Genomic DNA, 24,637 nt, shown 5'->3' with positions numbered 1-24,637 from the left:
CGCGTTCCCATGGCTGTCGGTCTTGGCCCCCTGTCCACCCTGCACCCGGTCCCCGGTTTCGAACTCGGCATCGCTTCCGCCGGCATCAAGCGACCGGGGCGCAAAGACGTGGTGGTCATGCGCTGCGCCGAAGGCTCCAGCGTGGCCGGGGTGTTCACTCTGAACGCGTTCTGTGCCGCGCCGGTGACCCTGGCCAAACAGCGTTTCCTCGGTGAGGTGCGCTACCTGCTGACCAATACCGGCAACGCCAACGCCGGTACCGGCGAGGCCGGCCTCGTCGCCGCCGCGCAAACCTGCGCCAAGCTCGCCGAACTGGCCGGGGTCGCCGAGACTTCGGTGCTGCCATATTCCACCGGGGTGATCGGCGAACCCCTGCCGGTGGCCAAGATCGAGGCGGCGTTGCCTGCGGCCCTGGCCGACCTGGCCGAGGACCGCTGGGCCGAAGCTGCCGCGGGGATCATGACCACCGATACCCTGCCCAAGGGCGCCAGCCGCCAGTTCGTGCACGATGGCGTGACCGTGACCGTCACCGGGATCAGCAAGGGCGCCGGGATGATCAAGCCGAACATGGCGACCATGCTCGGTTATATCGCCACCGACGCCAAGGTCGCCCAGGGCGTGCTGCAGGATCTGTTGCGCGACGCCGCCAACAAGTCCTTCAACCGCATCACCATCGACGGCGATACCTCCACCAACGACTGCTGCATGCTAATCGCCACCGGTCGCGCGGCGCTGCCGGAAGTCACCCAGGCCAGCGGCGCGCTGTTCGCCGCGTTGAAGCAAGCGGTACTGGAGGTTTCCATGGAGCTGGCCCAGGCCATCGTTCGCGACGGCGAGGGCGCGACCAAGTTCGTCACTGTTCAGGTCAACGGCGGCGCCACCCACCAGGAGTGCCTGGATGTCGGCTATGCCGTGGCCCACTCGCCGCTGATCAAGACCGCGCTGTTCGCCTCCGACCCGAACTGGGGACGCATTCTCGCCGCGGTCGGACGTGCCGGCGTGGCCAATCTGGACGTGAGCAAGATCGACGTGTTCCTTGGCGACGTCTGTATCGCCAGCCGTGGCGGCCGGGCGGCCAGTTACACCGAGGAACAGGGCGCGGCGGTGATGGCCCAGGCCGAGATCGGCATCCGCATCGAACTGGGACGCGGCACCTGCAGCGAGACCATCTGGACCACCGACCTGTCCCACGAATACGTGAAGATCAACGCAGAGTACCGCACCTGAAGCCAGGCATTCCGATCCTTCATCGATGGATGAAAATCGGGAATTTGCCATCGGTCCGTGCGCCTCTTAAGTTCTCTGGTGCATGGCCGTCCGCGTCGGGCGGCCGAAGAGGAGAGGCGCATGGCCCTGACCATCGTGATTGGCAATCGCAATGACTCGTCCTGGTCGCTGCGGGGCTGGCTGGCCCTGCGCATGAGCGGGGCGGCGTTCGACGAGATCCTCGTCCCGCTGGGGCGGCCCGATACCCGGGAGCGGATCCTGCAATATTCGCCGACCGGCAAGGTGCCCTTGCTGAAAAGCGAGGATGGCGACATCTGGGATTCCCTGGCCATCGCCGAGTACCTCGCCGAGCGCTTCCCCGAGGCCCACCTGTGGCCGCGCGGCGAGGCGGCGCGGGTGCTGGCCCGTTCGGTTTGCGCGGAAATGCACAGCGGTTTCGCCGCGTTGCGCGGCGAGCTGCCGATGGACCTGCGGCGCCAGCAGCCATTGGTGGAATTGTCCGAGGCGACACGACAGGATATTCAACGTATCTGCGAAGCCTGGGCGGATTGCCGGCGGCGCTTCGGCCAGGACGGTCCGTTCCTGTTCGGCCACGCCAGCCTGGCGGATGCGTTCTACGCACCGGTGGCGGCGCGTTTCCGCAGTTATGCGGTGGAGTTGCCGGATATCGCCCGGACCTATGTCGAGACGATTTATCAGTGGCCTGCGTTCCGCGCCTGGTACGACGCGGCATTGCGCGAGCAGGCCGGTAGTTGATGGCCGTCCGCCGCTTGCGGTGCGTGACGGCAGTAGCGAGGAGATGATCCGTGAAACGAGTACATGTCGCCGCGGCCGTGATTCGTGGCTCCGATGGCCGGGTGCTGATCGCCCGGCGGCCGGAAGACAAGCACCAGGGCGGCCTGTGGGAGTTTCCCGGGGGCAAGGTGGAGGACGGCGAGCCGGTGCGCGCGGCGTTGGCCCGTGAGCTGGAAGAGGAACTGGGCATCCGTGTCGAGCGGGCCCGGCCGCTGATCCAGGTCCGGCACGACTATGCCGACAAGCACGTCCTGCTCGATGTCTGGGAGGTCGACGGGTTTTCCGGCGAAGCCCACGGCGCCGAGGGCCAACCGCTGGCCTGGGTGGAGCCGCGCGAGCTGGCCGACTACGAGTTCCCCGCCGCCAACGCGCCGATCGTCCAGGCCGCGCGCCTGCCGGCGCACTACCTGATCACCCCGGACGGATTGGAGCCGGGCGAGCTGATCAGCGGCGTACGCAAGGCGGTGGAGGCGGGCATCCGCCTGATCCAGTTGCGCGCGCCGAACATGTTCAGTCCCGAATACCGCGATCTCGCCATCGATATCCAGGGACTCTGCGCCGGCAAGGCGCAACTGATGCTGAAAGGCCCGCTGGAGTGGCTGGGCGACTTCCCGGCTGCCGGTTGGCACCTGACCTCCGCTCAACTGCGCAAATACGCCAGCGCCGGTCGGCCGTTCCCCGAAGGGCGCCTGCTGGCCGCCTCCTGCCACGACGCGGATGAACTGGCCCTGGCTGCCTCGATGGGAGTGGAGTTCGTCACTCTTTCGCCGGTACAGCCGACCGAGAGCCATCCCGGCGAGCCGGCGCTGGGTTGGGACAAGGCCGCCGAACTGATCGCCGGCTTCAACCAGCCGGTCTACCTGCTGGGTGGCCTCGGTCCGCAGCAAGCCGAGCAGGCTTGGGAGCATGGAGCCCAAGGCGTGGCGGGTATCCGTGCGTTCTGGCCGGGCGGCCTTTGACGGTGGAATGAAGAAAAAAGGAGGCTTCGGCCTCCTTTTTTTCGTCTCGATGCCGAGCCCTCGCTCGCCGTCAGTCCGGTTTTGCCGCCGCCTCCCAGAGAATCTCCGCCACGCCCTGGCGCCGGGCGATGGCGCGGGCGGCGACGAACAGCAGGTCGGAGAGCCGGTTCAGGTAGCACAGGCCGACGCCCTCCAGCGTTTCCTCCTGGTCCAGCGCCTGGCAGCGCCGTTCGGCACTGCGCGCCAGGCTGCGGCAGACATGGGCCTGGGCGACCAGGCGGGAACCGCCGGGGAGGATGAAATTCTTCAGCGGGCCCAGCTCGTCGTTCCAGCGGTCGATGCAGCTTTCCAGGCGTGCCACTTCCGTCTCGTCCAGGGCCCGATACTCCGGCATCGCCAGCTCCCCGCCGAGGTCGAACAGGCGGTGTTGCACCGGCGCCAGCGCCTGGACGATCTCCTCCAGGCCGGGATGTGCGCCACGCGCTTCCAGCAGCTCGGCAAGGAGCAGGCCCAACTGGCTGTTCAATTCGTCCACCGCGCCGATCGCCTCGATGCGTGGATGGCTCTTGGGCACCCGGCGTCCGCCGGCCAGGCCGGTCTCGCCGCGGTCGCCGGTACGGGTGTAGATCTTCGACAATCGATTGCCCATGGATTCAACCTTCCTCTTCGTCGCCCCGCCGCAGGCTGCTACCAGGTTGCGGCAGAGCGGGCGGCAGGGCCTTGGCTTGTGCCGGGGCGACCGCTTCGGAGCTTTCCAGCGGCAGGCGGATGCTGAAGCAGGTGCCGCGGCCCAGTTCCGAGCGTACTTCCATCTGGCCCTTGTGATTGTTGGTGATGATGAAATACGAGACGGACAGGCCGAGACCGGTGCCCTGGCCGACTTCCTTGGTGGTGAAGAACGGCTCGAAGATACGCTTGCGCACCAGTTCGGGCATGCCGCTGCCGTTGTCTTCCACCTGGACTTCCGCCCAGGGCGGCGTCAGGCGCGTGCGCAGGACGATCCGGCCCTGTTCGCCTTCCTCTTCGTCGTCGCGCTGGTGGATGGCCTGGGCGGCGTTCTTCAGCAGGTTGAGCAGGACCTGCTCGACCTCGTTGGCGATCACCGGCACCGGGCCGAGGTTGGGGTCGAACTCGTGGACGATCTGCAACGACTTGAAGTCGAAGCCTTCGGCCAGGTCGAAGTCGTTACCGGCGATTTCCACCGCCTGTTCGAGCAGTGCGGGCAGTTCGCAAGCGGTCATCTGCCGGTGGCTGCGGCGGCTGAAGGCGAGCATGTGGGTGACGATCTTCGCTGCCCGCGAGCCGGCGTGCTGGATGCCTTCCAGCAGGCGCGGGATGTCGCGGCCGTCGAGGTAGTGATTGATGTCTTCCAGCGGCACTCCGACCTCGGCCGCCAGCTCGACGTTCTTCGCCAGCTCCGGGGACAGGCGCCGCTTGATGTTCTGCACGTTGTGCAGGATCGCGCCGAGCGGGTTGTTGATCTCGTGGGCCATGCCGGCGGCGAGGCTGCCGACCGAGAGCATCTTCTCCGATTGCACCATCACTTCTTCCAGGCTCAGCCGCTGGGTGATGTCGTCGATGCGGATCACCGCGCCGCGGCCGGTGCCGCCCATCAGCGGGTAGAAGGTCAGGGCGTAGTGGCGTGGCGTGTCGATCAGCGCCCAGGTGACCCGTTCGACACGCTCCACGCTGTGCTTCTCGGCAGCCCGGGTGAGCTGCGGAAGGAACGGCTTGAGCGAGGGAAAGGCGAGGAACACCGGCTGGTTGACCGCATCGTCCAGGCTGGTGCCGGAAAGCTGGCTGGCCTCCTGGTTCCACTGCGTGACGTAGAGTTGCTCGTCCACCGCGATCAGCGCCGAAGGCATGGAGTCGATGATGCTGTTGAGGTAGTGCTGGAAACCGGTGAGCTTCTTCTCGATCTTGCTGCGCACCTGCACTTCCAGTTCCAGCTTGCGGTTCGAGCGGCGGGTTTCCTCGGCCAGGCTCTGGGCCTGCTCGACCGCTTCCTGGGCATCGTCGCGGGCGCGCTTGAGCTGCTGCTCGCGGGCCTCGATGCGGGTCAGCATGGTATTGAACGCGTCGGCCAGGCGGCCGATCTCGTCGCCGTTGCCGCGCTGGGCGCGGAGGGCGTAGTTCTCCTCGCGGGTGACCTGCCGCGACAGTTCCTCGAGATCGCGGATCGGCCGGGTGATCAGGCGGCGTATCTGCTGCGCCACCAGCAGCCAGAGCAGCACGCTGACGCCGAGAATCGCCAGGCTGGCGGTGAGGGTTCCGGTGTAGAACGCGCTCGGCAGTTCACCGCTGGCCACCAGCAGCAGGTAGCCGGGGCGGGCGTTTTCCTGGGGCAGCTCGATCAGCGCGTTGAGGCGGTACTCGCCGCGCCTCCAGTGCTCCAGGCGGTCCAGGCGGGCCGGCAGCTTGAGGGTGTCGCCGCGTTGCAGGTCGGCCAGCATCAGCCCATTGCTGTCGTACAGGGCCGCGGCGCGCAACGGCTGGTAATCGTTGAGCTGGCGCAGCAGGACCTCGGCGGTCTGCGGCGAACTGAGTGCCGGCTGGCTGAGCGCCGGGTTGGCGATCAGCCGGCCGATGGTCTGCATCGCCTGGGGGGCGACGCTCTCCTGGGAAATCCAGTAGGCGGCGCTGATGAACGCCAGGTTGGCCACCAGCAGCACGGTAGCCAGCAGGATCAGCAGGGCGGCGAGCAGTTTCTGCCCTACGGGCAGGTTGTCGAGGCGCTGGCGCAGGTTCATGGGCTCTGGCGGTCCGCGGCGAAAAGGAATGGCGGGCAGGGTAACGCGCTTTAGCGGTCGGGCAAACCGCGCTGGCGCAGATGGGCCTGGAGGCGGGCGAGCAAGGTTCCCAGGCGCGGCAGCGGTAGTCCCAGGCGCTGCCCGTGCTGGCAGGCGTAGCCGAGCAGGTAGCCGATTTCCGTGCGCCGGCCGCGGGTGACGTCCTGATGCATCGAGGAATAGTTGGCCGCGGTGGCGTCGATCACCGCCCGGACATCCTCCAGCAGGCTCCTGGCGGCGGCGTCGTAGCCGCTGGCGTGGAGCAACTGGCCGAGTTCGTCGCAAAGCGCGGCGATCTCTTCCGGGTGCTGCCGCAGGCCGCCGTTGCGGCAATCGTGGAGGACGGTCAGCGGGTTGATCGCGCAGTTCAGGGCCAGCTTGCGCCACAGCCGTTCGAGGATGTCGTCGCTCCAGCTGTGCGGGATCCCGGCCTGGGACAGCTGCGCCAGCCAGGCGGGGGCGCTTGTGTCGCGCGGATCGCCGAGCCAGGTGTGCCCCCGGCCGGCGAAGACCACGCGGAAATCGCCATCGCGGAACGCGCCTTCGGTGCTGGAGGCGAACAGGCAGCGGCTGCGCGGCAGGCGGGCGGCGACCGCCTGCTGGCTGCCCAGGCCGTTCTGCAGCAACAGCAGTTCGGCGTTGCCGGCCAGGCGATGGGCCACGCTGGAGGCGGCTTCCTCCGCGTCGTAGGCCTTGCAGGCCAGCAGCAGGCGCTGGATGGGTTGCCCGCCGTCCGGGGTTTCCGCGGCGATCGGGTAGAGGCTGGCCTGGCCGTCTTCCACCAGGCTCAGTCCGCCGGCCTGTTGGTAGCGGCGCAGGCGCTGGCGGTCGCGCAGGATCAGGCGGACGGGCAGGCCGGCGCGCCCGAGGCGCGCGGCCCAGAGGCTGCCGAGGCTACCGGCGCCGAGGATATGCCAGGTCATGGTGGCTACTGCGAATGGCTGACGATAGGGCGAAGTCTAGCGCAGTGCCGGTAGCCGGCAGGTTGCGATCCTGCCGCTGGCATAGGCATCGGGCAACAGGGCCTCGGTGCGCTGCAGCAGTTCGTCGATGCCCAGCGGCAATGCCCCGCTGTCGAGGCCGAGCATGGCGATGCCGGCTTTCAGGCTGATGAAGCCTTCGCTGGTCTTGAAGGCCTTCAGGTTGAGCCCGTCGTGCAGCCGCTTGAAGCTGCTCGACGAGCATTCGTGCAGGTCCTCCACCAGGGTGATCAGGGCGAAATGCTGCTCGTCCAGGCGCACCAGCACGTCCAGCGGCCGGACCAGCTGTTGCAGGCGCCTGGCCACGCCGAGCAGCAGCTCGCGATGGAAGGCCTCGCCGTGCCGCTGGCGCAGGACCGGTGCCTCGGGCATGCCGACCAGCAGGTAGCACAGCGCTCCACCGCGGGTTTCCACCTGGCGCAGGCTGTCGGCCAGCTTCTGTCGCAGGTAGCGGGGATTGCCGAGGCCGGTGAGGGTATCCACCAGGTTGCGTTCTTCCATCCGCGCGATGTTTTCGGTGAGCAGGCGGTTTTCCACCAGCAACCGTTGCAGGGTGTTGCACAGGCGGTCGGCTGCGTAGATGCGCGGCACCAGTTGCTCGTTCATCGCGGCCTTGCTGACGAAGTCGTCGACGCCGCGGTCGAAGGCCTCGCCGAGGACGTTCTCGCCCTCCTTGCCGGTGAGCAGGACGATGTAGGTGTAGTGGTTGATGCTTTCGTCCAGTTGGCGGACCCGGGCGGTCAGTTCCAGGCCGTCCATCTCCGGCATCAGCCAGTCGGCCAGGAGCACGCTGACCGGGCGTTGTTCGAGCTGCTGCAGGGCCTCGCTGGCGCTGCTGGCGAAGCGGATGTCCTGGTAGCCGGCCTGGCTGAGGGCGCGGCCGATCATGGCGCTGGAAAACTTGGCGTCGTCGACGACCAGGATGCTGAGATCGGGGTTGGGCATGAACGGACTCGAGAAGAGGATGGGCGCCGGTACGCTGCCGGCAAGGGCCCGGTTCGTCGCGGGAGGCCGGGTCCCGGCCGCGGTCGCGCGCGCCATCGGGAAGAAATCGTCGGTCTCCGCCACACCGGCGGGCATTCGCTCGCGAGGGCTCGGTTATAATGGGCGGGCATTTTTTACCGTCAAGCCAGGCGCGGTTCCGTCTGTGAACCCTGTCGCGCCGTCCATCTGGAGAGATGACATGCCTTCGTTCGACGTGGTGTCCGAACTGGACAAACACGAGTTGACCAACGCCGTGGACAACGCCATCAAGGAACTGGATCGCCGTTTCGACCTGAAAGGCAAATGCAGTTTCGAAGCCAAGGACAAGTCGGTGACCCTCACCGCCGAAGCCGATTTCATGCTCGAGCAGATGCTCGACATCCTGCGTTCCAACCTGGTCAAGCGCAAGGTCGACAGCCAGTGCATGGAGATCAAGGATGCCTACCCGTCGGGCAAGGTGGTCAAGCAGGACGTCAACTTCCGCGAGGGCATCGACAAGGACCTGGCGAAGAAGATCGTTGGTCTGATCAAGGAGCGCAAGCTCAAGGTCCAGGCCGCCATCCAGGGCGAGCAGGTGCGCGTCACCGGCAAGAAGCGTGACGATCTGCAGGAGGCCATCGCCCTGCTGCGCGGCGAATCCCTCGGCATGCCGTTGCAGTTCACCAACTTCCGCGATTGACGAGGTTTTTCGGAACCTCTCGCCATCCCGGGCATCGCAATAGGGAGTAGCGCCGCCGCGACCTCTCCCGCGTTGTCCGCCCCTGTCGGCGCAGCGTCGGTTCGTCCGCGCTGCGCCGATTCGTATCCAGGCCCGGAAACGTCGCCCCACGGCGTCCGGGCAGGAATCTGCAAGCCCGTCCCGTTTCCGTTGCGGAAGGGAGGGGTGTTTTTTCGAGAAATGGAGGTAATGCATGGAATTGAACTACGACCGACTGGTGCAGCAGACCGAGTCCTGGCTGCCGATCGTGCTGGAGTACAGCGGCAAGGTCGCCCTGGCGCTGCTGACCCTGGCGATCGGCTGGTGGCTGATCAACACCCTGACCGGCCGGGTCGGCGGCCTGCTCGCCAGGCGCAGCGTCGACCGCACCCTGCAAGGCTTCGTCGGCAGCCTGGTGAGCATCGTCCTGAAGATCCTGCTGGTGGTCAGCGTGGCTTCCATGATCGGCATCCAGACCACCAGCTTCGTCGCCGCCATCGGCGCCGCCGGCCTGGCCATCGGCCTGGCCCTGCAGGGCAGCCTGGCTAACTTCGCCGGCGGCGTGCTGATCCTGCTGTTCCGCCCGTTCAAGGTCGGCGACTGGATCGAGGCACAGGGCGTGGCCGGCACCGTGGATTCGATCCTGATCTTCCACACCGTGCTGCGTAGCGGCGACAACAAGCGGATCATCGTGCCCAACGGGGCGCTGTCCAACGGAACGGTGACCAACTACTCCGCCGAGCCGCTGCGCAAGGTGATCTTCGACGTCGGCATCGACTACGACGCCGATCTGAAGAATGCGCAGAACATTCTCCTGGCCATGGCCGACGATCCGCGGGTTCTGAAGGACCCGGCACCGGTGGCGGTGGTTTCCAATCTCGGCGAAAGCGCGATTACCCTGTCCCTGCGGGTCTGGGTGAAGAACGCCGACTACTGGGACGTGATGTTCATGTTCAACGAAAAGGCCCGCGACGCCCTGGGCAAGGAAGGTATCGGCATTCCCTTCCCGCAGCGGGTGGTCAAGGTTGTGCAGGGCGCGATGGCCGACTGAGGTCCGTGCGATCCACGAAAAAGGCCGGCGAATGCCGGCCTTTTTCATTCTCGCCTCAGTGCTGCTCGGCGTTCTGGTGTCCCGGCGCCGGCGTCTCGCTGGACGGCGCGCGGCGCAGCCACAACCAGCCGATCAGCAGCAGGGTGGGAATGCCCATCACCGCGGTGACGTAGAAGAAGTGCTCGTAGCCGAGGCTCTCGACCATGGTTCCGGAGTAGCCGCCGATGAAGCGCGGCAGCAGGAGCATGGTCGAGCTGAGCATGGCGTACTGGGTGGCGGAGAACTTCAGGTTGGTCAGGCTCGACAGGTAGGCGACGAAGGCCGAGGCGGCGAGGCCGCCGCTGAAGTTGTCGAGGGTGATGGTCATCACCAGCATCAGCACGTGCGGCTCGAGCGCCATCACCAGGCTGATCACGTCATGGCTGGGCAGGGCCTCGGCGTGCAGCGGGCCGAGCTGGGCGAGCATGGCGAACAGCAGGTTGGTGGCAGCCGAAGCGGCACCGCCGATGAACAGGATGGAGAGGATGCTGAAGCGGGCGATCAGCACCCCGCCGGCGGCGGCGCCGATCAGGGTCATGAGTACGCCGAAGACCTTGCTGACACTGGCGATGACTTCCTTGGAGAAGCCCATGTCGATGTAGAAGACCCCGGCCATCACCCCCATCACCGTGTCCGACAGGCGATAGGTGGAGATCAGGCCGAGCAGCAGCAGGGCCTGCCAGCGATAGCGCTGGACGAACTCGGTGATCGGCGTCAGCACCGGGGCCATCAGCAGGCGTCCGGGTGCCGACAGGCAGGACGCGGCGATCAGCAGGAACAGCGTGCCGCGCGGCCAGGCGCCGGAGTAGTAGGCGCGGCACATGGCGGTGACGGTGACGAGGAGGATGATCAGCACCATCACCGAGACCGCCTGGTGGACGAAATCGAACAGCGGCACTTCCTTGCCGCGCGCCGCCACCAGCAGCGGCCTGCGCACGGTGGCGAGCAGTTCGCGGACCGGGCGGATCTGCTGGCGTCCCCACGGCGACAGGCAGATCCCCATGAGCAGCGCGTAGAGGCCGGCGCGCGGCCAGGCGCGGTCGAGGAGGGCGGTGATCATCGCCGGCAGCGAGATCAGCAGGATCAGCAGCAGGAGCACCGAGAGCAGTTGGTGGTTGAAGTCGAAACGCGACGGGTTGACGTGGATCGGCACGTCCACCGCCGGCTCGCGGATCAGCAGGCTGGTGACCAGCCCAGGCAGGATCAGCAGGGCGAACAACGCATAGGTCAGGCCCCAGGCCGACTGGCTGTAGTTGAGGCTGGTGGAGCCGAACCATTCGGCGAGAATCAGCGCGCCGGCGCTGGCCAGCAGGATCGCCGCGCGGTAGCCGGTCATGTAGCAGGCAGCGAGGGCGGCCTGGCGGCTATCCTCGGCGATTTCCAGGCGGTAGGCGTCGATCGCGATGTCCTGGGTGGCGGAGGCGAACGCCACCAGCAGGGCCAGGCCGATCAGCCAGGGCAGGTGGCTCTGCGGATTGCACAGGGCCATGCCGAGCAGTCCCAGGGCGATCAGCACCTGCGAGAACACCAGCCAGGAACGGCGCCGGCCGAGACGGCCGACGAAGGGCAGGCGCCACTGGTCGAGCATCGGCGACCAGACCCACTTGAAGGCGTACACCAGCCCCAGCCAACTGGCGAAACCGATGGTATCCCGCGCCACGCCGGCTTCGCGCAGCCACACCGACAGGGTGTTGAACACCAGCATGGTCGGCAGGCCGGCGGCGAAGCCGAGCAGCAGGAGGGCCAGGCTGGCGGGAGACTTGTAGGCGACCAGTGCCTCTCGCCAGGATTGCTGAGTCATGGGGTAACCGTTCCGCAAAAAATAACGCGCACTCTAACCGCTCTACTTCGCTGTAAGCCAGCCATGCCGACGTATGTCCACCCTGTCGTTGTGCAGGAGAACGCCTTCCTCGCGCAAGCGTGCGCGTTGTTCGCGACCGCCGGGACTGTCCGCCGGCAGGCTGATGCGACCGCCGGCGCCGAGAACCCGATGCCAGGGCAGGCGGGTATCCACCGGCAACTGGCTGAGCGTCCTGCCGACCCAGCGGGCGGCGCGGCCTAGGCCGGCCAGTTCGGCCAGTTGCCCGTAGCTGACCACCTGCCCCGGCGGCACCTGCGCCAGCACCAGGTACAGGGCCTCGCGGCGCGCCTGGGCACTTGCCGGGTCGCTGCCGGCCCATGCATGCTCATCGGTTTTCCCTTTCCTGTCCGCCTTGTGAACGCCCATGTCGCTCAGAGCCCTCTGTTCAATCGTCGTGATGCTCCTGGCCGGCCCCGCGCTGGCCGACACCGTATGGCTGGACAACGGCGACCGCCTGTCCGGCGAGATCGTGCTGATGGACGGCGGCAAGCTGGCGCTGAAGACCCGTTATGCCGGCCAGGTGCTGATCGATTGGAAGGATATCGACACCATCAGTTCCGACAAACCCCTGCTGATCAAGCAGCAGGGCGTATCCGGGCAGCGTAGCCGAACCCTGGAGGCGGCGGGCAAGGGCATGGTGCGGATCGTCGATGGCGGCAGCCATACCGTCCCGCTGGCCAGTATTCGCCAGATGGTGCCGCCGCGACCGCTGGTGGAGGACCTGGTCTGGGAGGGCAATCTCGACGTCAAGCTGGATAGCAAGCGCAACGACAGCGACAAGGACGAATGGAAGCTCAAGGGCGATACCCGGCTTCGCCACGGTGCCTGGCGCCACGTGCTGGCGGGGGAAGTGGAGCGGGAAAAGAAGGACGGGCGCAAGGTCGAGGACAACTGGGAGCTGGACTACGACCTCGATCGCTTCTTCGACGAACACTGGTTCTGGCGCGGCAGCTATTCGCAGAAGCACGATGCGATCGACAACCTGGAGCGCCAGAGCGCGCTGGGAACCGGCCCCGGCTACCAGTTCTGGGACGACGAACTCGGGCGTTTCGACCTGGTCGCCGAGATCAGTCGCTGGCAACTGGAGTGGCGCGATCAGCCGCGCGAGGATTTCACCTCCTATTCGCTGGAGTGGGACTACAAGCGGCTGCTCGCCGGCACCCGGCTGGAGCTGTACAGCAAGGGGACCGTGCTGGTTCCCGGCATCGAGCGGATCGACTACCTGCTCGACAGCGAATACGGCCTGCGCTATCGCCTGAACAGTTGGGCGCGTCTTTCGTTCCTCTATGAACTGGACCAGTTGCGCACCGAGGGGGGCACCCAGTCCGACCGGCATTACCTGATCGGGGTCGGCGTCGGCTGGTGACGCGGCTCACCTTTCGGTCGATCCGGCTGAACTTTACCGCCCGTGCCCCGGTCCTTGCTCTGCCGCCCGGCATTTGGATAATGCCGGCCTCTTCGAACCCAACTCAGTTGATTTGTGCTCATGTTGTCGAGAATCCTGCTGTGCCTCGCTGCCCTTGCAAGTTCCACCTCTGCCCTTGCCGATACGGTCTGGATGAAGAACGGTGACCGCCTTACCGGCAAGATCACCCTGTTCGACGGCGGCAAGCTGCTGCTGAAGACCGACTATGGCGGCGACATCACGCTCAAGTGGGACAAGATCTCCACCTTCGAGAGCGAGCAGAACCTGCTGGTCAAGCAGGATGCCGAGACTGGCGAGCACTCCAAGGGCATCAAGGCCGCCGGGCCGGGCCAGGTGACCCTGGTCAACGGCGAGCCGAAGACCGTGGAGCTGGCCAGCATCCAGCAGATGATGCCGCCCAAGCCGATCCTCCAGGACTGGGTATGGAACGGCAACGTCGATTTCTCGCTGGACCGCAAGCAGGCCGAGAACGATGTGTCCGACTACGACATCGATTTCAAGACCAACGCCCGCCACGGACTCTGGCGCCACAACGTGCAGGGCGAGTACAACCGGGAGAAGAAGAACGGCCAGGTCAGCACCGACAATTATTCCGGCCAGTACGCGCTGGACCGCTTCATCGACGACCACTGGTTCTGGCAGGGCCAGGTCGCCTACAAGCGCGACATGATCGAGGACCTGGCGAAGAAGCGTACCGTCGGTACCGGCCCCGGCTACCAGTTCTGGGACAACGAGCTGGGCGCGTTCTCCATCGCCACCCTGGTCAACCGCAACGACTACGAGTTCGCCGATGGCGAGAAGGAGCACTTCTATTCGTCGAGCTTCAAGTGGGACTACAACCGCTACCTGCTGGCCAAGCAGTTCGAGCTGTTCACCAACGGCGAGGTCAGCAAGCCGCTGCAATCCGGCCTGGACTACGAGCTGCAGACCGAGGCGGGGATCCGCTACAAGCTGACCAGCTGGGCTTCGCTGAGCATGAAGGCGGAATGGGACAAGTTCAGCGGCAACGACGGCAACGTCAACCAGCGCCGCTATACCTTCGGCCTCGGGGTCGGCTGGTAAGCCGGCCTGCACGAAAAAGCCCCGCGATAGCGGGGCTTTTTCCTTGCGGGGCCGGGGCCTACAGGCGCAGGCCGCCGTCCAGTTCGAGAACGCGGCCGGTGTAGTAGTCGTTCTCGAAGATGTAGGCCACCGAGTGGGCGATCTCCACCGGCTTGCCCATACGCTTGAGGGGGATGCCGGCGGTCATCTTCTCCAGCGCCTCGGGTTTCATCCCGGCGGTCATCTCGGTCTCGATGAAGCCCGGCGCCACGCCGGCCACGCGGATGCCGTAGCGCGCCAGTTCCTTCGCCCAGACCACGGTATCCGCGGCCACCCCGGCCTTGGCTGCCGAGTAGTTGGCCTGGCCCATGTTGCCGGCGCGGGAGATCGAGGAAATGTTGACGATCGCGCCTTCGTTCTTCAGCTCGATCATCTTCGCCGCCACTTCGCGGGTGCAGAGGAACACACCGGTGAGGTTGACGTCGATCACCGATTGCCATTGGGCCAGGCTCATCTTGCTCAACTGGCCGTCCTTGACCTTGATGGTCAGGCCGTCGCGGAGGATGCCGGCGTTGTTGACCAGGCCGTTGATCGCGCCGAAGTCGCTGGCGACCTGGGCCACCATGTGGGTAACCTGTTCCTCGTCCGCCACGTTGCACACGTAGGCGCGAGCGTCGCCGCCGGCGGCCTTGCAGGCAGCGACGGCTTCGTCGAGACGTTCGCGGTTGAGATCGACCAGGGCCAGCCTGGCGCCCTTGCCGGCGAGATATTCGCCCATTGCCCGGCCGAGCCCCTGGCAGCCGCCGGTGATGATGATGACCTTGTCTTTCAATTGCATTGCTTGGAACCCCACGAGCAGTTTCTGGAAGCGGACCTTGCCGGCACCTGCGAACGTACTTTGATATGCCCGTCCGTTTACGACGGATTCTATGCAAGGAGTCATAAATTGAGCGTTGAAGCTGCAAAGAATGCCCGAGAATTGCTGCTCAAGGAATACCGTGCGGTCCTTTCCACCCACTCGAAGAAATGGCCGGGCTTTCCTTTCGGCTCGGTGGTTCCCTATTGCCTGGATGCCGAAGGCCGGCCGCTGATCCTGATCAGCCGGATCGCCCAGCACACCCACAACCTGCAGGCAGACCCGCGCTGCTCGATGCTGGTAGGCGAGCGCGGCGCCGAGGATATCCAGGCTGTCGGCCGCCTCACCCTGCTGGCCGAGGCGCGGCAATTGGCGGAGGAGGAGGTCGCCGCGGCGGCCGAGCGTTACTACCGCTATTTCCCCGAGTCCGCCGACTACCATCGGGTCCACGATTTCGACTTCTGGGTGCTGCAACCGGTCCAGTGGCGTTTCATCGGCGGTTTCGGCGCGATCCACTGGCTGGCCGCCGAGCGCGTGCCGCTGGCCAATCCGTTCGCCGGAGAAGCCGAGCGCGGCATGGTCGAGCACATGAACAGCGACCACGCCGCCGCCATCGCCCACTATGTGGAACTGGCCGGACTGCCGGCGCATGCCGCGGCGCAGCTGGCGGGAATTGATACAGAAGGTTTCCACCTGCGCATCGGCCAGGGCCTGCACTGGCTGCCGTTCCCCGCCGCCTGCGGCAACCCCGGGGCCGTGCGCCAGGCGCTGGTGCAACTGGCCAGGGCCGAGCGCTGGCCGACCGTCGAGCCGGAGCAGGGTTGAATTCTTCCCCGGCTGGCGCCAACTACTGGTGGTACCGGGGGCAAACGGGCCCCGCCAAGGACTCTGAAATGCGCGCTTTCCTCTTTCTGCTGTTGCTCTTCCCGCTGGTCGAGCTGGCCGTCCTGATCAAGGTCGGCAGTGTCATCGGGGTCGGCTGGACCCTGTTCCTGATCGTCGCCAGCGCCTTCATCGGTGCCGCATTGTTGCGCGTGGCCGGTGTGGCCACCGCCTGGCGCGCCCGCGAACGACTGGCCCGTGGCGAACTGCCGGAGCAGGAAATGCTCGAAGGCCTGTTGATCGCCGTCGGCGGCGGCCTGCTGATGCTGCCGGGTTTCATCAGCGACATCTTCGGCATCCTCTGCCTGATTCCTTTCACCCGTCGCCTGATGCTCGGCGGCCTGCGCCGCCGCGTCGAACAGCAGGCGCTGCGCCGGCGCGCCTTCGCCGACGACCTGAACGCCCGCTACGGACAGGGTCCGTCGCGGCCGAACGTCATCGAGGGTGAGTACGAGCGCCGCGACGATTCGCGCAACTGAAAAAAATTTTCACTGCATGCCCTTGAAATGGCTTGTGGCGACCTTATGTAACGGTCACCGCAAGGTCCCTGCCACAAGGGCAGGCTGTCTTACGCGGCTCGCGCGTCGAGTCGCAACCCGGCAACGCCGGCTTCAACAAAACCCGCCGGACTTCGATCCGGCCGTTGGAAACCACTGTTTGGGAGAGTTACGACTATGAAGCTTCGTCCTCTGCATGATCGCGTCGTTATCCGTCGCAGCGAGGAAGAGACCAAGACCGCAGGCGGCATCGTGCTGCCGGGTTCCGCCGCCGAGAAGCCGAACCGCGGTGAAGTGGTAGCCGTAGGTACCGGTCGTGTACTGGACAACGGCGAAGTGCGCGCTCTGGCAGTGAAGGTGGGCGACAAGGTGGTCTTCGGGCCTTACTCCGGCAGCAACGCCATCAAGGTCGATGGCGAGGAACTGCTGGTGATGGGCGAGTCCGAAATCCTCGCCGTCCTGGAAGACTGATCGGTCTCACCACTCCGTTTTCACCGAATTCGATTTAGAGGAAAGAGAACATGGCTGCCAAAGAAGTTAAGTTCGGCGATTCCGCTCGCAAGAAAATGCTGGTCGGCGTGAACGTGCTGGCCGATGCCGTCAAGGCCACCCTCGGCCCGAAAGGCCGCAACGTGGTTCTGGACAAGTCCTTCGGCGCTCCGACCATCACCAAGGACGGCGTTTCCGTCGCCAAGGAAATCGAGCTGAAAGACAAGTTCGAGAACATGGGCGCGCAGCTGGTGAAAGACGTTGCCTCCAAGGCCAACGACGCTGCCGGTGACGGCACCACCACCGCGACCGTCCTGGCCCAGGCCATCGTCAACGAAGGCCTGAAGGCCGTTGCCGCCGGCATGAACCCGATGGACCTGAAGCGCGGTATCGACAAGGCCACCGTGGCCATCGTCGCCCAGCTGAAAGAGCTGGCCAAGCCCTGCGCCGACACCAAGGCCATCGCCCAGGTAGGCACCATCTCCGCCAACTCCGACGAGTCCATCGGCCAGATCATTGCCGAAGCCATGGAAAAAGTCGGTAAAGAAGGCGTGATCACCGTCGAGGAAGGCTCGGGCCTGGAAAACGAACTGTCCGTCGTCGAAGGCATGCAGTTCGATCGCGGCTACCTGTCCCCCTACTTCGTGAACAAGCCGGACACCATGGCTGCCGAGCTGGATAGCCCGCTGCTGCTGCTGGTCGACAAGAAGATCTCCAACATCCGCGAAATGCTGCCGGTGCTGGAAGCCGTCGCCAAGGCCGGCCGTCCGCTGCTGATCGTCGCCGAGGACGTCGAGGGCGAAGCCCTGGCCACCCTGGTGGTGAACAACATGCGTGGCATCGTCAAGGTCGCGGCTGTCAAGGCTCCGGGCTTCGGCGATCGCCGCAAGGCCATGCTGCAGGACATCGCCATCCTCACCGGCGGTACCGTGATCAGTGAAGAAGTCGGCCTGAGCCTGGAAGGCGCTACCCTGGAGCACCTGGGCAACGCCAAGCGCGTCGTGATCAACAAGGAAAACACCACCATCATCGATGGCGCCGGTGTGCAGGCTGATATCGAAGCCCGCGTCCTGCAGATCCGCAAGCAGATCGAGGAAACCACTTCCGACTACGACCGCGAGAAGCTGCAAGAGCGCCTGGCCAAGCTGGCCGGCGGTGTTGCCGTGATCAAGGTAGGCGCTGCCACCGAAGTCGAGATGAAAGAGAAGAAAGCCCGCGTCGAAGACGCCCTGCACGCTACCCGTGCAGCGGTGGAAGAGGGCGTGGTTCCCGGCGGCGGCGTAGCCCTGGTTCGTGCCCTGCAAGCCATCGAAGGCCTGAAGGGTGACAACGAGGAGCAGAACGTCGGTATCGCCCTGCTGCGTCGCGCCGTCGAATCGCCGCTGCGCCAGATCGTGGCCAACGCCGGCGACGAGCCGAGCGTAGTGGTCGACAAGGTCAAGCAGGGTTCCGGCAACTACGGCTTCAACGCTGCTACCGGCGTGTACGGCGACATGATCGAGATGGGCATCCTGGACCCGGCCAAGGTCACTCGTTCCGCTCTGCAGGCTGCGGCCTCCATCGGCGGTCTGATGATCACCACCGAAGCCATGGTTGCCGAGATCGTGGAAGACAAGCCGGCCATGGGCGGCATGCCTGACATGGGCGGCATGGGCGGCATGGGCGGCATGATGTAAGCCGACCGGCCCCTGTGGTTGGAAAAGCCCCGCTTCGGCGGGGCTTTTTTATTCCTCAGTGCGGGCAGTCCTGGCGGTAGCCCGGCAGCTCCCTTGCCGCCGGTTCGCAGGCCAGGCGCAGTGCCTGCTTCAGGTCGTCGGGCAGAGTGGCGCGGCTGATCGGCCGCCAGTGCATGCGTTCGCCGAAATAGCGCGCCCAGTGGAATTCGATGAAATAGCTCTGCCGATCCTTGTCGAAGGCGTTCTCGTCCTCGGCGTAGCCGGCCAGGGCGCGGTAGGGATCGTCGCCAAGCCCGGCGAGAGCGTCCGGCAGGGCCTCGGGCGGGATCTCCGCGCCACGCGCATCGTGCAGCCAGACCCAGTGGTTTTCCTGCATCTTCTCCCAGAAGTCGCTGGCCTGGGGTAGCCGGCCGATCACCTTCACCGGCACGCCCTGTTTCGGGTCCAGGCGCCAGAGCGCGCTACTCAGGTGATGGCGATCGGTGAGGTAGAAGCGGCCGCCGGGGCCGATCACCACCGGAATCTCCTTCTTGCGCAAGTAGCGCTCGAGAGCCTTGGGCTTCTTCCCGGCGAGCTTGGCCTGGTCATCCTCGACCTGCAGCAGGCCGACATTCTGCTGGGTCGGGTGGAGGGCCGCGAGCGGCAGCTCGCACCAGCTACCGACAGAGGTTTGCGGCGAGCAATCCTCGGCCTGGGCGGTGGCGGACAGGAACAGGCAGCAAAGCAGCAGGACTGGGCGCATGGGGGCTCCGGCGAAGGAAGGGGGAAGGTTCCCTAGACTGGCACGCTTCGGGCGATCCGGCGTACTCCGGCCTTTGATAGGTGCCTCGCTTTGTGCCAATCTTGCCGACAGGAGATGGCATTCCTCCTTCAACCGCCCCTGGGGCTGATGATGCCTACGCATGAACCTGGAAAGGCGCGTAGGCGCTCGCCTGCCGCCTGTCCGAATCGCTCCTACAAGGACAGGACTATGTGGAAATCCATTCTCGCCATCGCCCTCGGCGCCGCCCTGGGGGCGTTGCTGCGCTGGTTCCTCGGGCTCAAGCTGAACAGCCTGCTGCCCAGCATTCCCCCCGGCACGCTGCTGGCCAACCTGATCGGCGGCTATGTCATCGGCGCGGCGATTGCCTATTTCGCCCAGGCGCCGGGCATCGCTCCGGAATGGCGGCTACTGATCATCACCGGGTTCTGCGGCGGCCTGACCACTTTCTCCACCTTTTCCGCCGAGGTCGTCAGCCTGCTTCAGGAGGGCCGCCTGGGCTGGGCCGCCGGAGCCATCGCGACGCACGTGAGCGGCTCGTTGCTGATGACCCTGCTGGGGTTGTTCTCGATGAACTGGATGCTGGGCAAATAGCGCAGCGGGAGGACCGACCATGCAAGGCTATCAACTGACCTTCATCACCCAGCAGGGGCGCCGCCACCAGGGCCAGCCGATCTGCGACTGGCTGCTGGAAGAGGCGCGCCGCCTGGGCGTGCGCGGTGCCACCGCGCTGGCTGCCAGCGAAGGCTTCGGCCAGAGCGGCCGGCTGCATTCGATGCACTTCTTCGAGCTGGCCGACCAGCCGCAGGAAATCCTCATGGCGGTCGATCCCGAGCAGTCAGAACGCCTGTTCGAGTCGATCCGCCAGGCCGGCGTGCGGCTGTTCTACATGAAGGTGCCCATCGAGTTCGGCGTGCTGGGAGCGGACGAATCGTCTTCCTGAACGCGGTTTTCGTCGGCGCCGCCGTTGCGCTGTCCCCGCGTCTCCGGTCGGTAGAGCATCAGGCGGTACAGGCCGAGGCAGATCAGCCAGTCGAACAGCATCGTCCACAGGTTGTGCGAGAGGAAGTGCGCACCTTGCAGCATGCGCGACAGCGATAGCAGACAGCCCATGGCGAAGGCGAAGGCCAGGGCGTAGCGCGCCAGCCTGGGCTTGCGGTCGCGCAGGGCGAAGAACAGCGCGAACAGGACGAATCCGGACGATGCGTGCCCGCCCGGCCAGCAGCGTCCGGGGTGCTCGGTCGGCGGCCGTGGGCTGAGCAGCGAACTATAGGTTTCCTCGCCGCCGAACTGCGCCAGGCTCCAGGGGCACTGCACGGCGGTGAGCGCCTTGAGCGGAGTGACTATGCTGGCTGCAAGGCTCATGGCGAGGAACACATAGGCCAGCGGCCTGCTCAGTGCGCGCCATGGCCGGTGGAACAGTCCGGCGATGGAGACCAGCAGGCCGAGGACGCTGATGGCGATCACCAGTTGCTTGACCCGGTCGTGCAGGATGTTCTCCAGGAACCAGCTGTGCCGGCCGATGAAGCCGGCGCCCGGGTCGTACATCAGGTTGGCCAGGGCGAGGTCGAGGGTCACCGGCTCGAAGGCCAGCAGCAGTGCCGCCAGGCCCAGCGGCAGGGCGAGGAACAGCCAGGGGTTGAATGGACGGGAAGGGGAATGGACGGCGGCCTGGGTCATGCGATCTCCAACGCTGGCGTTGACGTTCTCTTGACTTCGACGCTGGTTAAATCCACCGCCGGGGTTCGTGCGCATCCGCAAAGCCGCTATGATCGGCGGCCATGGAAGACGCCATGCAGTCTCTGGTGGCGAGCGTAGAGCCGGTGTGAATCGCCGGTGAAGAATCCGTAAATGCGCGAGAGGCGCTCGATCGGTCTTCCTGCGAAGGAGTGGGACATGCGAATACTGGTGGTCGAAGACAACCGCGACATCCTGGCCAACCTGGCCGATTACCTGTCGCTCAAGGGCTATACCGTGGATTGCGCGCAGGACGGGCTGTCCGGCCTGCACCTGGCGGCCACCGAGCACTACGACCTGATCGTGCTCGACGTGATGCTGCCGGGAATCGACGGCTATGCCCTGTGCCGGCGCCTGCGCGAAGACGCACGGCGCGATACCCCGGTGATCATGCTCACCGCCCGCGACCAGTTGGACGATCGCCTGCAGGGGTTTCGTTCCGGAGCCGACGATTACCTGGTCAAGCCCTTCGCCCTTTCCGAACTTTCCGCACGCATCGAGGCGGTGCTGCGTCGCGCCCAGGGTGGCGGCCGCCGCGAGCTGAGCGTGGCCGATCTCAGCTATGACCTGGATACCCTGGAGGTCAAGCGCGCGGGCAAGTCGCTCAAGCTCAATCCGATCGGCCTAAAGCTGCTCGCCGTGCTGATGCAGAAGAGCCCCCATGTGGTGCGCCGGGATGCCCTGGAAGAAGCGGTCTGGGGCGACGACTGCCCGGACAGTGACAGCCTGCGCAGCCACGTCCATCAACTCCGTCAGGTGATCGACAAGCCATTCTCCGTGGCCTTGCTGCATACGGTGCATGGCGTCGGCTACCGCCTGGCGGAGGAGCCGAATGGAGTATAAGCAGAGCCTCGCCCGCCGGATCGTCATCGCCTTCATGCTGATGACGGTCGCCGTGGGGGGACTGTTCTCCGCCGGCATCGTCGGCGTGGTCCACATCATCGAGGAGCGCCTGATTTCCCGCGACCTGGGCGGCGAACTGGAGCGCATCCTGCGCGACGACCTGGCCCAGGGACGCAACCCGGTGCTCGATCCCGGCATGCGCTTCTTCATCAGCGACGGCCAGGGCTCCTACGCCATGCCGCCGGCGCTGGACCAACTGGATGTCGGTTTCCACGAAGTGTTCGAGGGCGACTTGTCGTTCCATGCGCTGGTGCGCGACATCGATGGTCGCCGCTTCGTCCTGCTGCAGGACCAGAGCGATTTCGAAGCGCGCGAGCAGGTGCTCTACGCCTCGGTGCTGACCGGCTACGTGCTGAGCATCGCCCTGGCCGGCCTGCTTGGCTGGATGCTCGCGCGCAAGGTGATGGAGCCGGTGGTGCGCCTGGCGCGCCAGGTGCGGCATCGCGAACAGTTGCTCGGTCTGGCGCCGCCGTTGGCGCCGGACTACGCCAACGACGAGGTCGGCGAGCTGGCCGCTTCCTTCGACGAGACCCTTGGCCGCCTGCGCGACGCGCTCAAGCGCGAGCAATTGTTCACCAGCGACGTCAGTCATGAGTTGCGTACGCCGTTGATGGTCATCGCCACCTCATGCGAACTGCTGGCCGAAGAACCCAGCCTCGGCCCGCGCGCCCGTGGCCAACTGGAGCGGATGACCAAGGCCACCGAGGAGATGCGCGACCTGGTGCAAACCTTCCTGTTGCTGGCGCGTGCGCAGAAGGGCGAGGAAAGCCTGGCGCCCCACGGTAGCCTGGAGAGCATCGCCGACGACCTGGTCCAGGTCTGGCGCGAACAGGTCGAGGCGCGAGGACTGACCCTGCACTACCGCAACGAAGGTGCCTGCGCCGGCCAGTTCAACGCGCCACTGCTGCGCGCGGTGATGGGCAACCTGTTGCGCAACGCGACCCACTACACCGATGCCGGGAGCATCACGCTGACCCTCGACGAGCATGGTTTCAGCGTCGAGGACACCGGGGCGGGCGTCCCGGAAGAACAACGCGAACGCATTTTCATGCCCTTCGTTCGCGGCAGTTCCAGCTCCGGGCGCGGCGAAGGCCTTGGCCTCGGGCTCTCGCTGGTGAAGCGGATCTGCGCCGCCGAGGGCTGGAGCGTAACCCTCAGCGCGGTGGAGCCGCATGGCTGCCGGTTCGAAGTTTTACTCGATGTTGCTTGACGAAAAATTCACCACCCCTTGACCCGAGCTTGACGGCTGGATTCATACCGTTCGTCTCATGAATCCTGGAGTTCCCGTCATGAACAATCCGCCTGTCGACCTCGACTTTTCTCACAAGTATGATCGCGAGCATGCTGAGGCCTACCTGAAGAAGCATCAGGACGGCCTCGCCCGGAAACTTTCCCACCGGCGCGACGTCCAACTCGCCCGGCACGCGCTGAAGCTCGCGGGGCAGCCCAACCTGGTGCTCGACCTGCCCTGCGGCGCCGGACGCTTCTGGCCGCTGCTGGCGGAAAAGGACAACCGGGTGATCATCGGCGCCGACAATTCCGCGGACATGCTGGCGGTCGCCTGCGCCGGCCAGCCGGACGGTGTAGTGAAACGGGTACGGCCCTTGCAGACTTCCGCTTTCGCCATCGACCTGCCGGACAGCTCGGTGGACAATATCTTCTGCATGCGGCTGCTCCACCACATCGGCGAGGCGGATGATCGACGCGTCCTGCTCCGCGAGTTTCACCGGGTCACGCGGGACAGCGTGATTCTTTCCCTCTGGGTCGATGGCAATTTCAAGGCCTGGAAGCGTAGGCGCATGGAGGCACGGCGGGTAGCGAACGGGGAACAGACCGGCTACCAGAACCGCTTCGTGTTACCAGCCGAAACGGTCGAGCGCGAGTTCCGCGACGCCGGCTTCGTCGTCCAGAAGCATCTCGATTTCATCCCGCTGTATCACATGTGGCGGGTCTATATCTTGCGAAAGGAATAACGATGGCTCCCGATCTGGCATCCCTGCAACGTATCTCCGGCGACTCCGCCATCGACCAGTGGTTGCAGGTACCCGGCAGCTGGGTCGAGGAGCCCAACGAGCGCCGCGGCGGGGCGAGCGGCGTGCAGCGGGTGTACACCGGCGATGGACGGCTGCTCTATCGCAAGCAGCAGACCGGCCACGTCTACCGCGACTGGCAGCGCCCTTTCGGCTATCCCACCGCCATGCGCGAGCGCGATGCGCTACGGGCCTTCGAGTCGCTCGGTATACGCGTGCCGCGCCTGATCTATTCCGGCTGCCGCAAGGTCGACGGGCAATGGCAGGCGCTGCTGGTGACCGAAGCCCTGGAGGGTTTCTCCAGCCTCGACGAGTGCTATGCGCGCGGTGACCAGGACCGCTGGGGCGAAGCGAAGCACCAAAGAATTCTGCAACAAATCGGCGCTACCATTGCCCGGATGAATCTTGCCCACTGGCAGCACGGTTGTCTCTATCCGAAGCACATCTTCGTCCGCGTCGAGGGTGAGGCCATCGAAGTAGCGCTGATCGACCTGGAGAAGAGCCGCCGCCGCCTTACGGTGAACAAGGCGTCCCAGCACGACCTGAAGCAGTTGAAGCGCCGTTCGTCGTGGACTGGCGCGCAGTGGCAAGCCTTCATCTATGGTTACCAGACGGCGTTTGGCAGCGCCATCAAAGGGTTGCAGACATGAAATTAGAAATCACTCGAGGTTTGTTGCTGGTCGGCGCTCTCGCCGTGGCTACAGCCGCGGCTGCCGCCTGGCACGAACCCGCGCCGAACGTGGTGCAGATGAGCGGCGGTCATGAGTACTGCCCGACGCCTTCGGCGCTCAAGGCCGAGCGGCCGACGCGCCAGGAGGTCCAGCCGAACAAGGACATCCTGCTGCTGATGTTCGGTCTTTCCCAGGGGGGAGCCAGCCTGTCGCGCTGAGTCTCCTTGTCGAAAAAGCCCCGCCTTGGCGGGGCTTTTTCATGGGCGATGAGATCGTCGGAGGCATGG

Annotated in this window: 27 protein-coding genes and 1 riboswitch; of the genes, 18 read left to right on the top strand and 9 right to left on the bottom strand. The window is 65.6% G+C overall.

The genetic code is table 11. The features are described from left to right. Window positions 1-9 precede the first annotated feature (9 nt). The 3 genes from argJ (at window position 10) to ACM0M4_RS24755 (ending at window position 2,981) form a co-directional block, all read left to right on the top strand. A complete protein-coding gene (gene argJ / locus ACM0M4_RS24765) occupies window positions 10-1,227 on the top strand; it encodes a bifunctional glutamate N-acetyltransferase/amino-acid acetyltransferase ArgJ (protein ID WP_003094095.1) in 1,218 nt (405 codons plus the stop codon). 120 nt (window positions 1,228-1,347) lie between these two features. Further along, the gene (locus tag ACM0M4_RS24760) at window positions 1,348-1,983 is read left to right on the top strand and encodes a glutathione S-transferase family protein (protein WP_003094092.1); all 636 of its coding nucleotides are present in this window, start codon (window positions 1,348-1,350) and stop codon (window positions 1,981-1,983) included. Between the two features lie 50 nt (window positions 1,984-2,033). Next, window positions 2,034-2,981: a Nudix family hydrolase gene (locus tag ACM0M4_RS24755; protein ID WP_003094090.1), complete on the top strand. Its 948-nt coding sequence runs from the start codon at window positions 2,034-2,036 to the stop codon at window positions 2,979-2,981. 70 nt (window positions 2,982-3,051) lie between these two features. On the opposite strand, the gene ACM0M4_RS24750 is transcribed toward ACM0M4_RS24755, so the two are convergent. The 4 genes from ACM0M4_RS24750 to ACM0M4_RS24735 are packed head-to-tail and all read right to left on the bottom strand — an operon-like array spanning window position 3,052 to window position 7,830. Further along, entirely contained in the window at window positions 3,052-3,630 is a 579-nt protein-coding gene (locus ACM0M4_RS24750) for a cob(I)yrinic acid a,c-diamide adenosyltransferase (protein ID WP_003106516.1), read from the bottom strand. Window positions 3,631-3,634: 4 nt separating this feature from the next. Beyond that, the gene (locus ACM0M4_RS24745; protein ID WP_003106517.1) at window positions 3,635-5,731 is read right to left on the bottom strand and encodes a sensor histidine kinase; all 2,097 of its coding nucleotides are present in this window, start codon (window positions 5,729-5,731) and stop codon (window positions 3,635-3,637) included. A 50-nt stretch (window positions 5,732-5,781) separates the two neighbouring features. Continuing rightward, window positions 5,782-6,693: a putative 2-dehydropantoate 2-reductase gene (locus ACM0M4_RS24740; RefSeq protein ID WP_003110160.1), complete on the bottom strand. Its 912-nt coding sequence runs from the start codon at window positions 6,691-6,693 to the stop codon at window positions 5,782-5,784. A 36-nt stretch (window positions 6,694-6,729) separates the two neighbouring features. After that, the gene (locus ACM0M4_RS24735) at window positions 6,730-7,830 is read right to left on the bottom strand and encodes a GGDEF domain-containing response regulator (RefSeq protein ID WP_003106524.1); all 1,101 of its coding nucleotides are present in this window, start codon (window positions 7,828-7,830) and stop codon (window positions 6,730-6,732) included. A gap of 103 nt (window positions 7,831-7,933) precedes the next feature. On the opposite strand from ACM0M4_RS24735, the gene ACM0M4_RS24730 reads away from it, so the two are divergent. Both ACM0M4_RS24730 and ACM0M4_RS24725 read left to right on the top strand, forming a co-directional pair. Next, complete coding sequence (locus tag ACM0M4_RS24730; protein WP_003106526.1) at window positions 7,934-8,413, top strand: YajQ family cyclic di-GMP-binding protein; 480 nt, start codon at window positions 7,934-7,936, stop codon at window positions 8,411-8,413. Window positions 8,414-8,645: 232 nt separating this feature from the next. Beyond that, window positions 8,646-9,482, top strand: a complete 837-nt coding sequence (locus ACM0M4_RS24725; RefSeq protein WP_003094078.1) for a mechanosensitive ion channel family protein — start codon at window positions 8,646-8,648, stop codon at window positions 9,480-9,482. A 55-nt stretch (window positions 9,483-9,537) separates the two neighbouring features. Here the strand turns inward: ACM0M4_RS24725 and ampG are convergent, their stop codons facing one another. Together ampG and ACM0M4_RS24715 are read right to left on the bottom strand one after the other, a co-directional pair. Beyond that, complete coding sequence (gene ampG / locus ACM0M4_RS24720) at window positions 9,538-11,322, bottom strand: MFS transporter AmpG (RefSeq protein ID WP_003094076.1); 1,785 nt, start codon at window positions 11,320-11,322, stop codon at window positions 9,538-9,540. 42 nt (window positions 11,323-11,364) lie between these two features. After that, on the bottom strand, window positions 11,365-11,748 hold the full coding sequence (locus tag ACM0M4_RS24715) for an MGMT family protein (protein ID WP_003112757.1): 384 nt from the start codon (window positions 11,746-11,748) through the stop codon (window positions 11,365-11,367). On the opposite strand from ACM0M4_RS24715, the gene ACM0M4_RS24710 reads away from it, so the two are divergent. Both ACM0M4_RS24710 and ACM0M4_RS24705 read left to right on the top strand, forming a co-directional pair. Next, window positions 11,747-12,748, top strand: coding sequence for a DUF481 domain-containing protein (locus tag ACM0M4_RS24710; protein WP_003120893.1), 1,002 nt, complete (start codon window positions 11,747-11,749; stop codon window positions 12,746-12,748). The two genes, ACM0M4_RS24715 and ACM0M4_RS24710, sit on opposite strands and share 2 nt — an antisense overlap. 114 nt (window positions 12,749-12,862) lie before the next feature. Continuing rightward, the gene (locus tag ACM0M4_RS24705) at window positions 12,863-13,870 is read left to right on the top strand and encodes a DUF481 domain-containing protein (protein WP_003120892.1); all 1,008 of its coding nucleotides are present in this window, start codon (window positions 12,863-12,865) and stop codon (window positions 13,868-13,870) included. A gap of 58 nt (window positions 13,871-13,928) precedes the next feature. Here ACM0M4_RS24705 and ACM0M4_RS24700 read toward each other — a convergent pair whose 3' ends face one another. Next, window positions 13,929-14,687, bottom strand: a complete 759-nt coding sequence (locus tag ACM0M4_RS24700; protein ID WP_003094072.1) for an SDR family oxidoreductase — start codon at window positions 14,685-14,687, stop codon at window positions 13,929-13,931. Window positions 14,688-14,795: 108 nt separating this feature from the next. Between ACM0M4_RS24700 and ACM0M4_RS24695 the strand changes: the two genes are divergently transcribed. The 4 genes from ACM0M4_RS24695 (at window position 14,796) to groL (ending at window position 18,249) form a co-directional block, all read left to right on the top strand. Beyond that, entirely contained in the window at window positions 14,796-15,530 is a 735-nt protein-coding gene (locus ACM0M4_RS24695; RefSeq protein ID WP_003112758.1) for a HugZ family protein, read from the top strand. A 68-nt stretch (window positions 15,531-15,598) separates the two neighbouring features. Continuing rightward, entirely contained in the window at window positions 15,599-16,066 is a 468-nt protein-coding gene (locus ACM0M4_RS24690; protein ID WP_003094066.1) for an FxsA family protein, read from the top strand. A gap of 195 nt (window positions 16,067-16,261) precedes the next feature. Continuing rightward, window positions 16,262-16,555 (top strand): co-chaperone GroES, encoded by a 294-nt coding sequence (locus ACM0M4_RS24685; protein ID WP_003094064.1) that lies wholly within the window; start codon window positions 16,262-16,264, stop codon window positions 16,553-16,555. A 50-nt stretch (window positions 16,556-16,605) separates the two neighbouring features. Beyond that, window positions 16,606-18,249 (top strand): chaperonin GroEL, encoded by a 1,644-nt coding sequence (gene groL / locus ACM0M4_RS24680; RefSeq protein ID WP_003094059.1) that lies wholly within the window; start codon window positions 16,606-16,608, stop codon window positions 18,247-18,249. 55 nt (window positions 18,250-18,304) lie between these two features. On the opposite strand, the gene ACM0M4_RS24675 is transcribed toward groL, so the two are convergent. Further along, the gene (locus tag ACM0M4_RS24675) at window positions 18,305-18,991 is read right to left on the bottom strand and encodes a ParB-like protein (protein WP_003102671.1); all 687 of its coding nucleotides are present in this window, start codon (window positions 18,989-18,991) and stop codon (window positions 18,305-18,307) included. Window positions 18,992-19,092: 101 nt separating this feature from the next. After that, window positions 19,093-19,155, top strand: a riboswitch (Fluoride riboswitch). 64 nt (window positions 19,156-19,219) lie between these two features. Between ACM0M4_RS24675 and crcB the strand changes: the two genes are divergently transcribed. Continuing rightward, complete coding sequence (crcB, locus tag ACM0M4_RS24670; protein ID WP_003123286.1) at window positions 19,220-19,603, top strand: fluoride efflux transporter CrcB; 384 nt, start codon at window positions 19,220-19,222, stop codon at window positions 19,601-19,603. 19 nt (window positions 19,604-19,622) lie between these two features. Beyond that, window positions 19,623-19,952 carry a DUF190 domain-containing protein gene (locus ACM0M4_RS24665; protein WP_003112759.1) on the top strand — a complete coding sequence of 110 codons (330 nt, stop codon included), beginning with the start codon at window positions 19,623-19,625 and terminating at the stop codon, window positions 19,950-19,952. On the opposite strand, the gene ACM0M4_RS24660 is transcribed toward ACM0M4_RS24665, so the two are convergent. Further along, a complete protein-coding gene (locus tag ACM0M4_RS24660) occupies window positions 19,895-20,689 on the bottom strand; it encodes a phosphatase PAP2 family protein (protein WP_003112760.1) in 795 nt (264 codons plus the stop codon). The genes ACM0M4_RS24665 and ACM0M4_RS24660 overlap by 58 nt on opposite strands. A gap of 216 nt (window positions 20,690-20,905) precedes the next feature. Between ACM0M4_RS24660 and ACM0M4_RS24655 the strand changes: the two genes are divergently transcribed. The 5 genes from ACM0M4_RS24655 (at window position 20,906) to ACM0M4_RS24635 (ending at window position 24,568) form a co-directional block, all read left to right on the top strand. Then, complete coding sequence (locus ACM0M4_RS24655) at window positions 20,906-21,589, top strand: response regulator transcription factor (RefSeq protein ID WP_003094039.1); 684 nt, start codon at window positions 20,906-20,908, stop codon at window positions 21,587-21,589. Continuing rightward, window positions 21,579-22,859: a sensor histidine kinase gene (locus tag ACM0M4_RS24650; RefSeq protein WP_003094037.1), complete on the top strand. Its 1,281-nt coding sequence runs from the start codon at window positions 21,579-21,581 to the stop codon at window positions 22,857-22,859. Before ACM0M4_RS24655 ends, ACM0M4_RS24650 begins: the two co-directional genes overlap by 11 nt. Before the next feature lie 79 nt (window positions 22,860-22,938). Further along, window positions 22,939-23,622 (top strand): class I SAM-dependent methyltransferase, encoded by a 684-nt coding sequence (locus ACM0M4_RS24645; protein WP_003094031.1) that lies wholly within the window; start codon window positions 22,939-22,941, stop codon window positions 23,620-23,622. A gap of 2 nt (window positions 23,623-23,624) precedes the next feature. Further along, on the top strand, window positions 23,625-24,329 hold the full coding sequence (locus ACM0M4_RS24640) for a lipopolysaccharide kinase InaA family protein (protein WP_003120889.1): 705 nt from the start codon (window positions 23,625-23,627) through the stop codon (window positions 24,327-24,329). After that, complete coding sequence (locus ACM0M4_RS24635) at window positions 24,326-24,568, top strand: hypothetical protein (protein ID WP_003102660.1); 243 nt, start codon at window positions 24,326-24,328, stop codon at window positions 24,566-24,568. Before ACM0M4_RS24640 ends, ACM0M4_RS24635 begins: the two co-directional genes overlap by 4 nt. Window positions 24,569-24,637 lie beyond the last annotated feature (69 nt).

The organism is Pseudomonas sp. 18-147, from assembly GCF_051048045.1.
GTDB classification, from domain to species: Bacteria; Pseudomonadota; Gammaproteobacteria; order Pseudomonadales; family Pseudomonadaceae; genus Pseudomonas; species Pseudomonas aeruginosa.
Note: the sequence above shows the minus strand (reverse complement) of the source record. Positions and strands in the feature narration are given on the sequence as shown.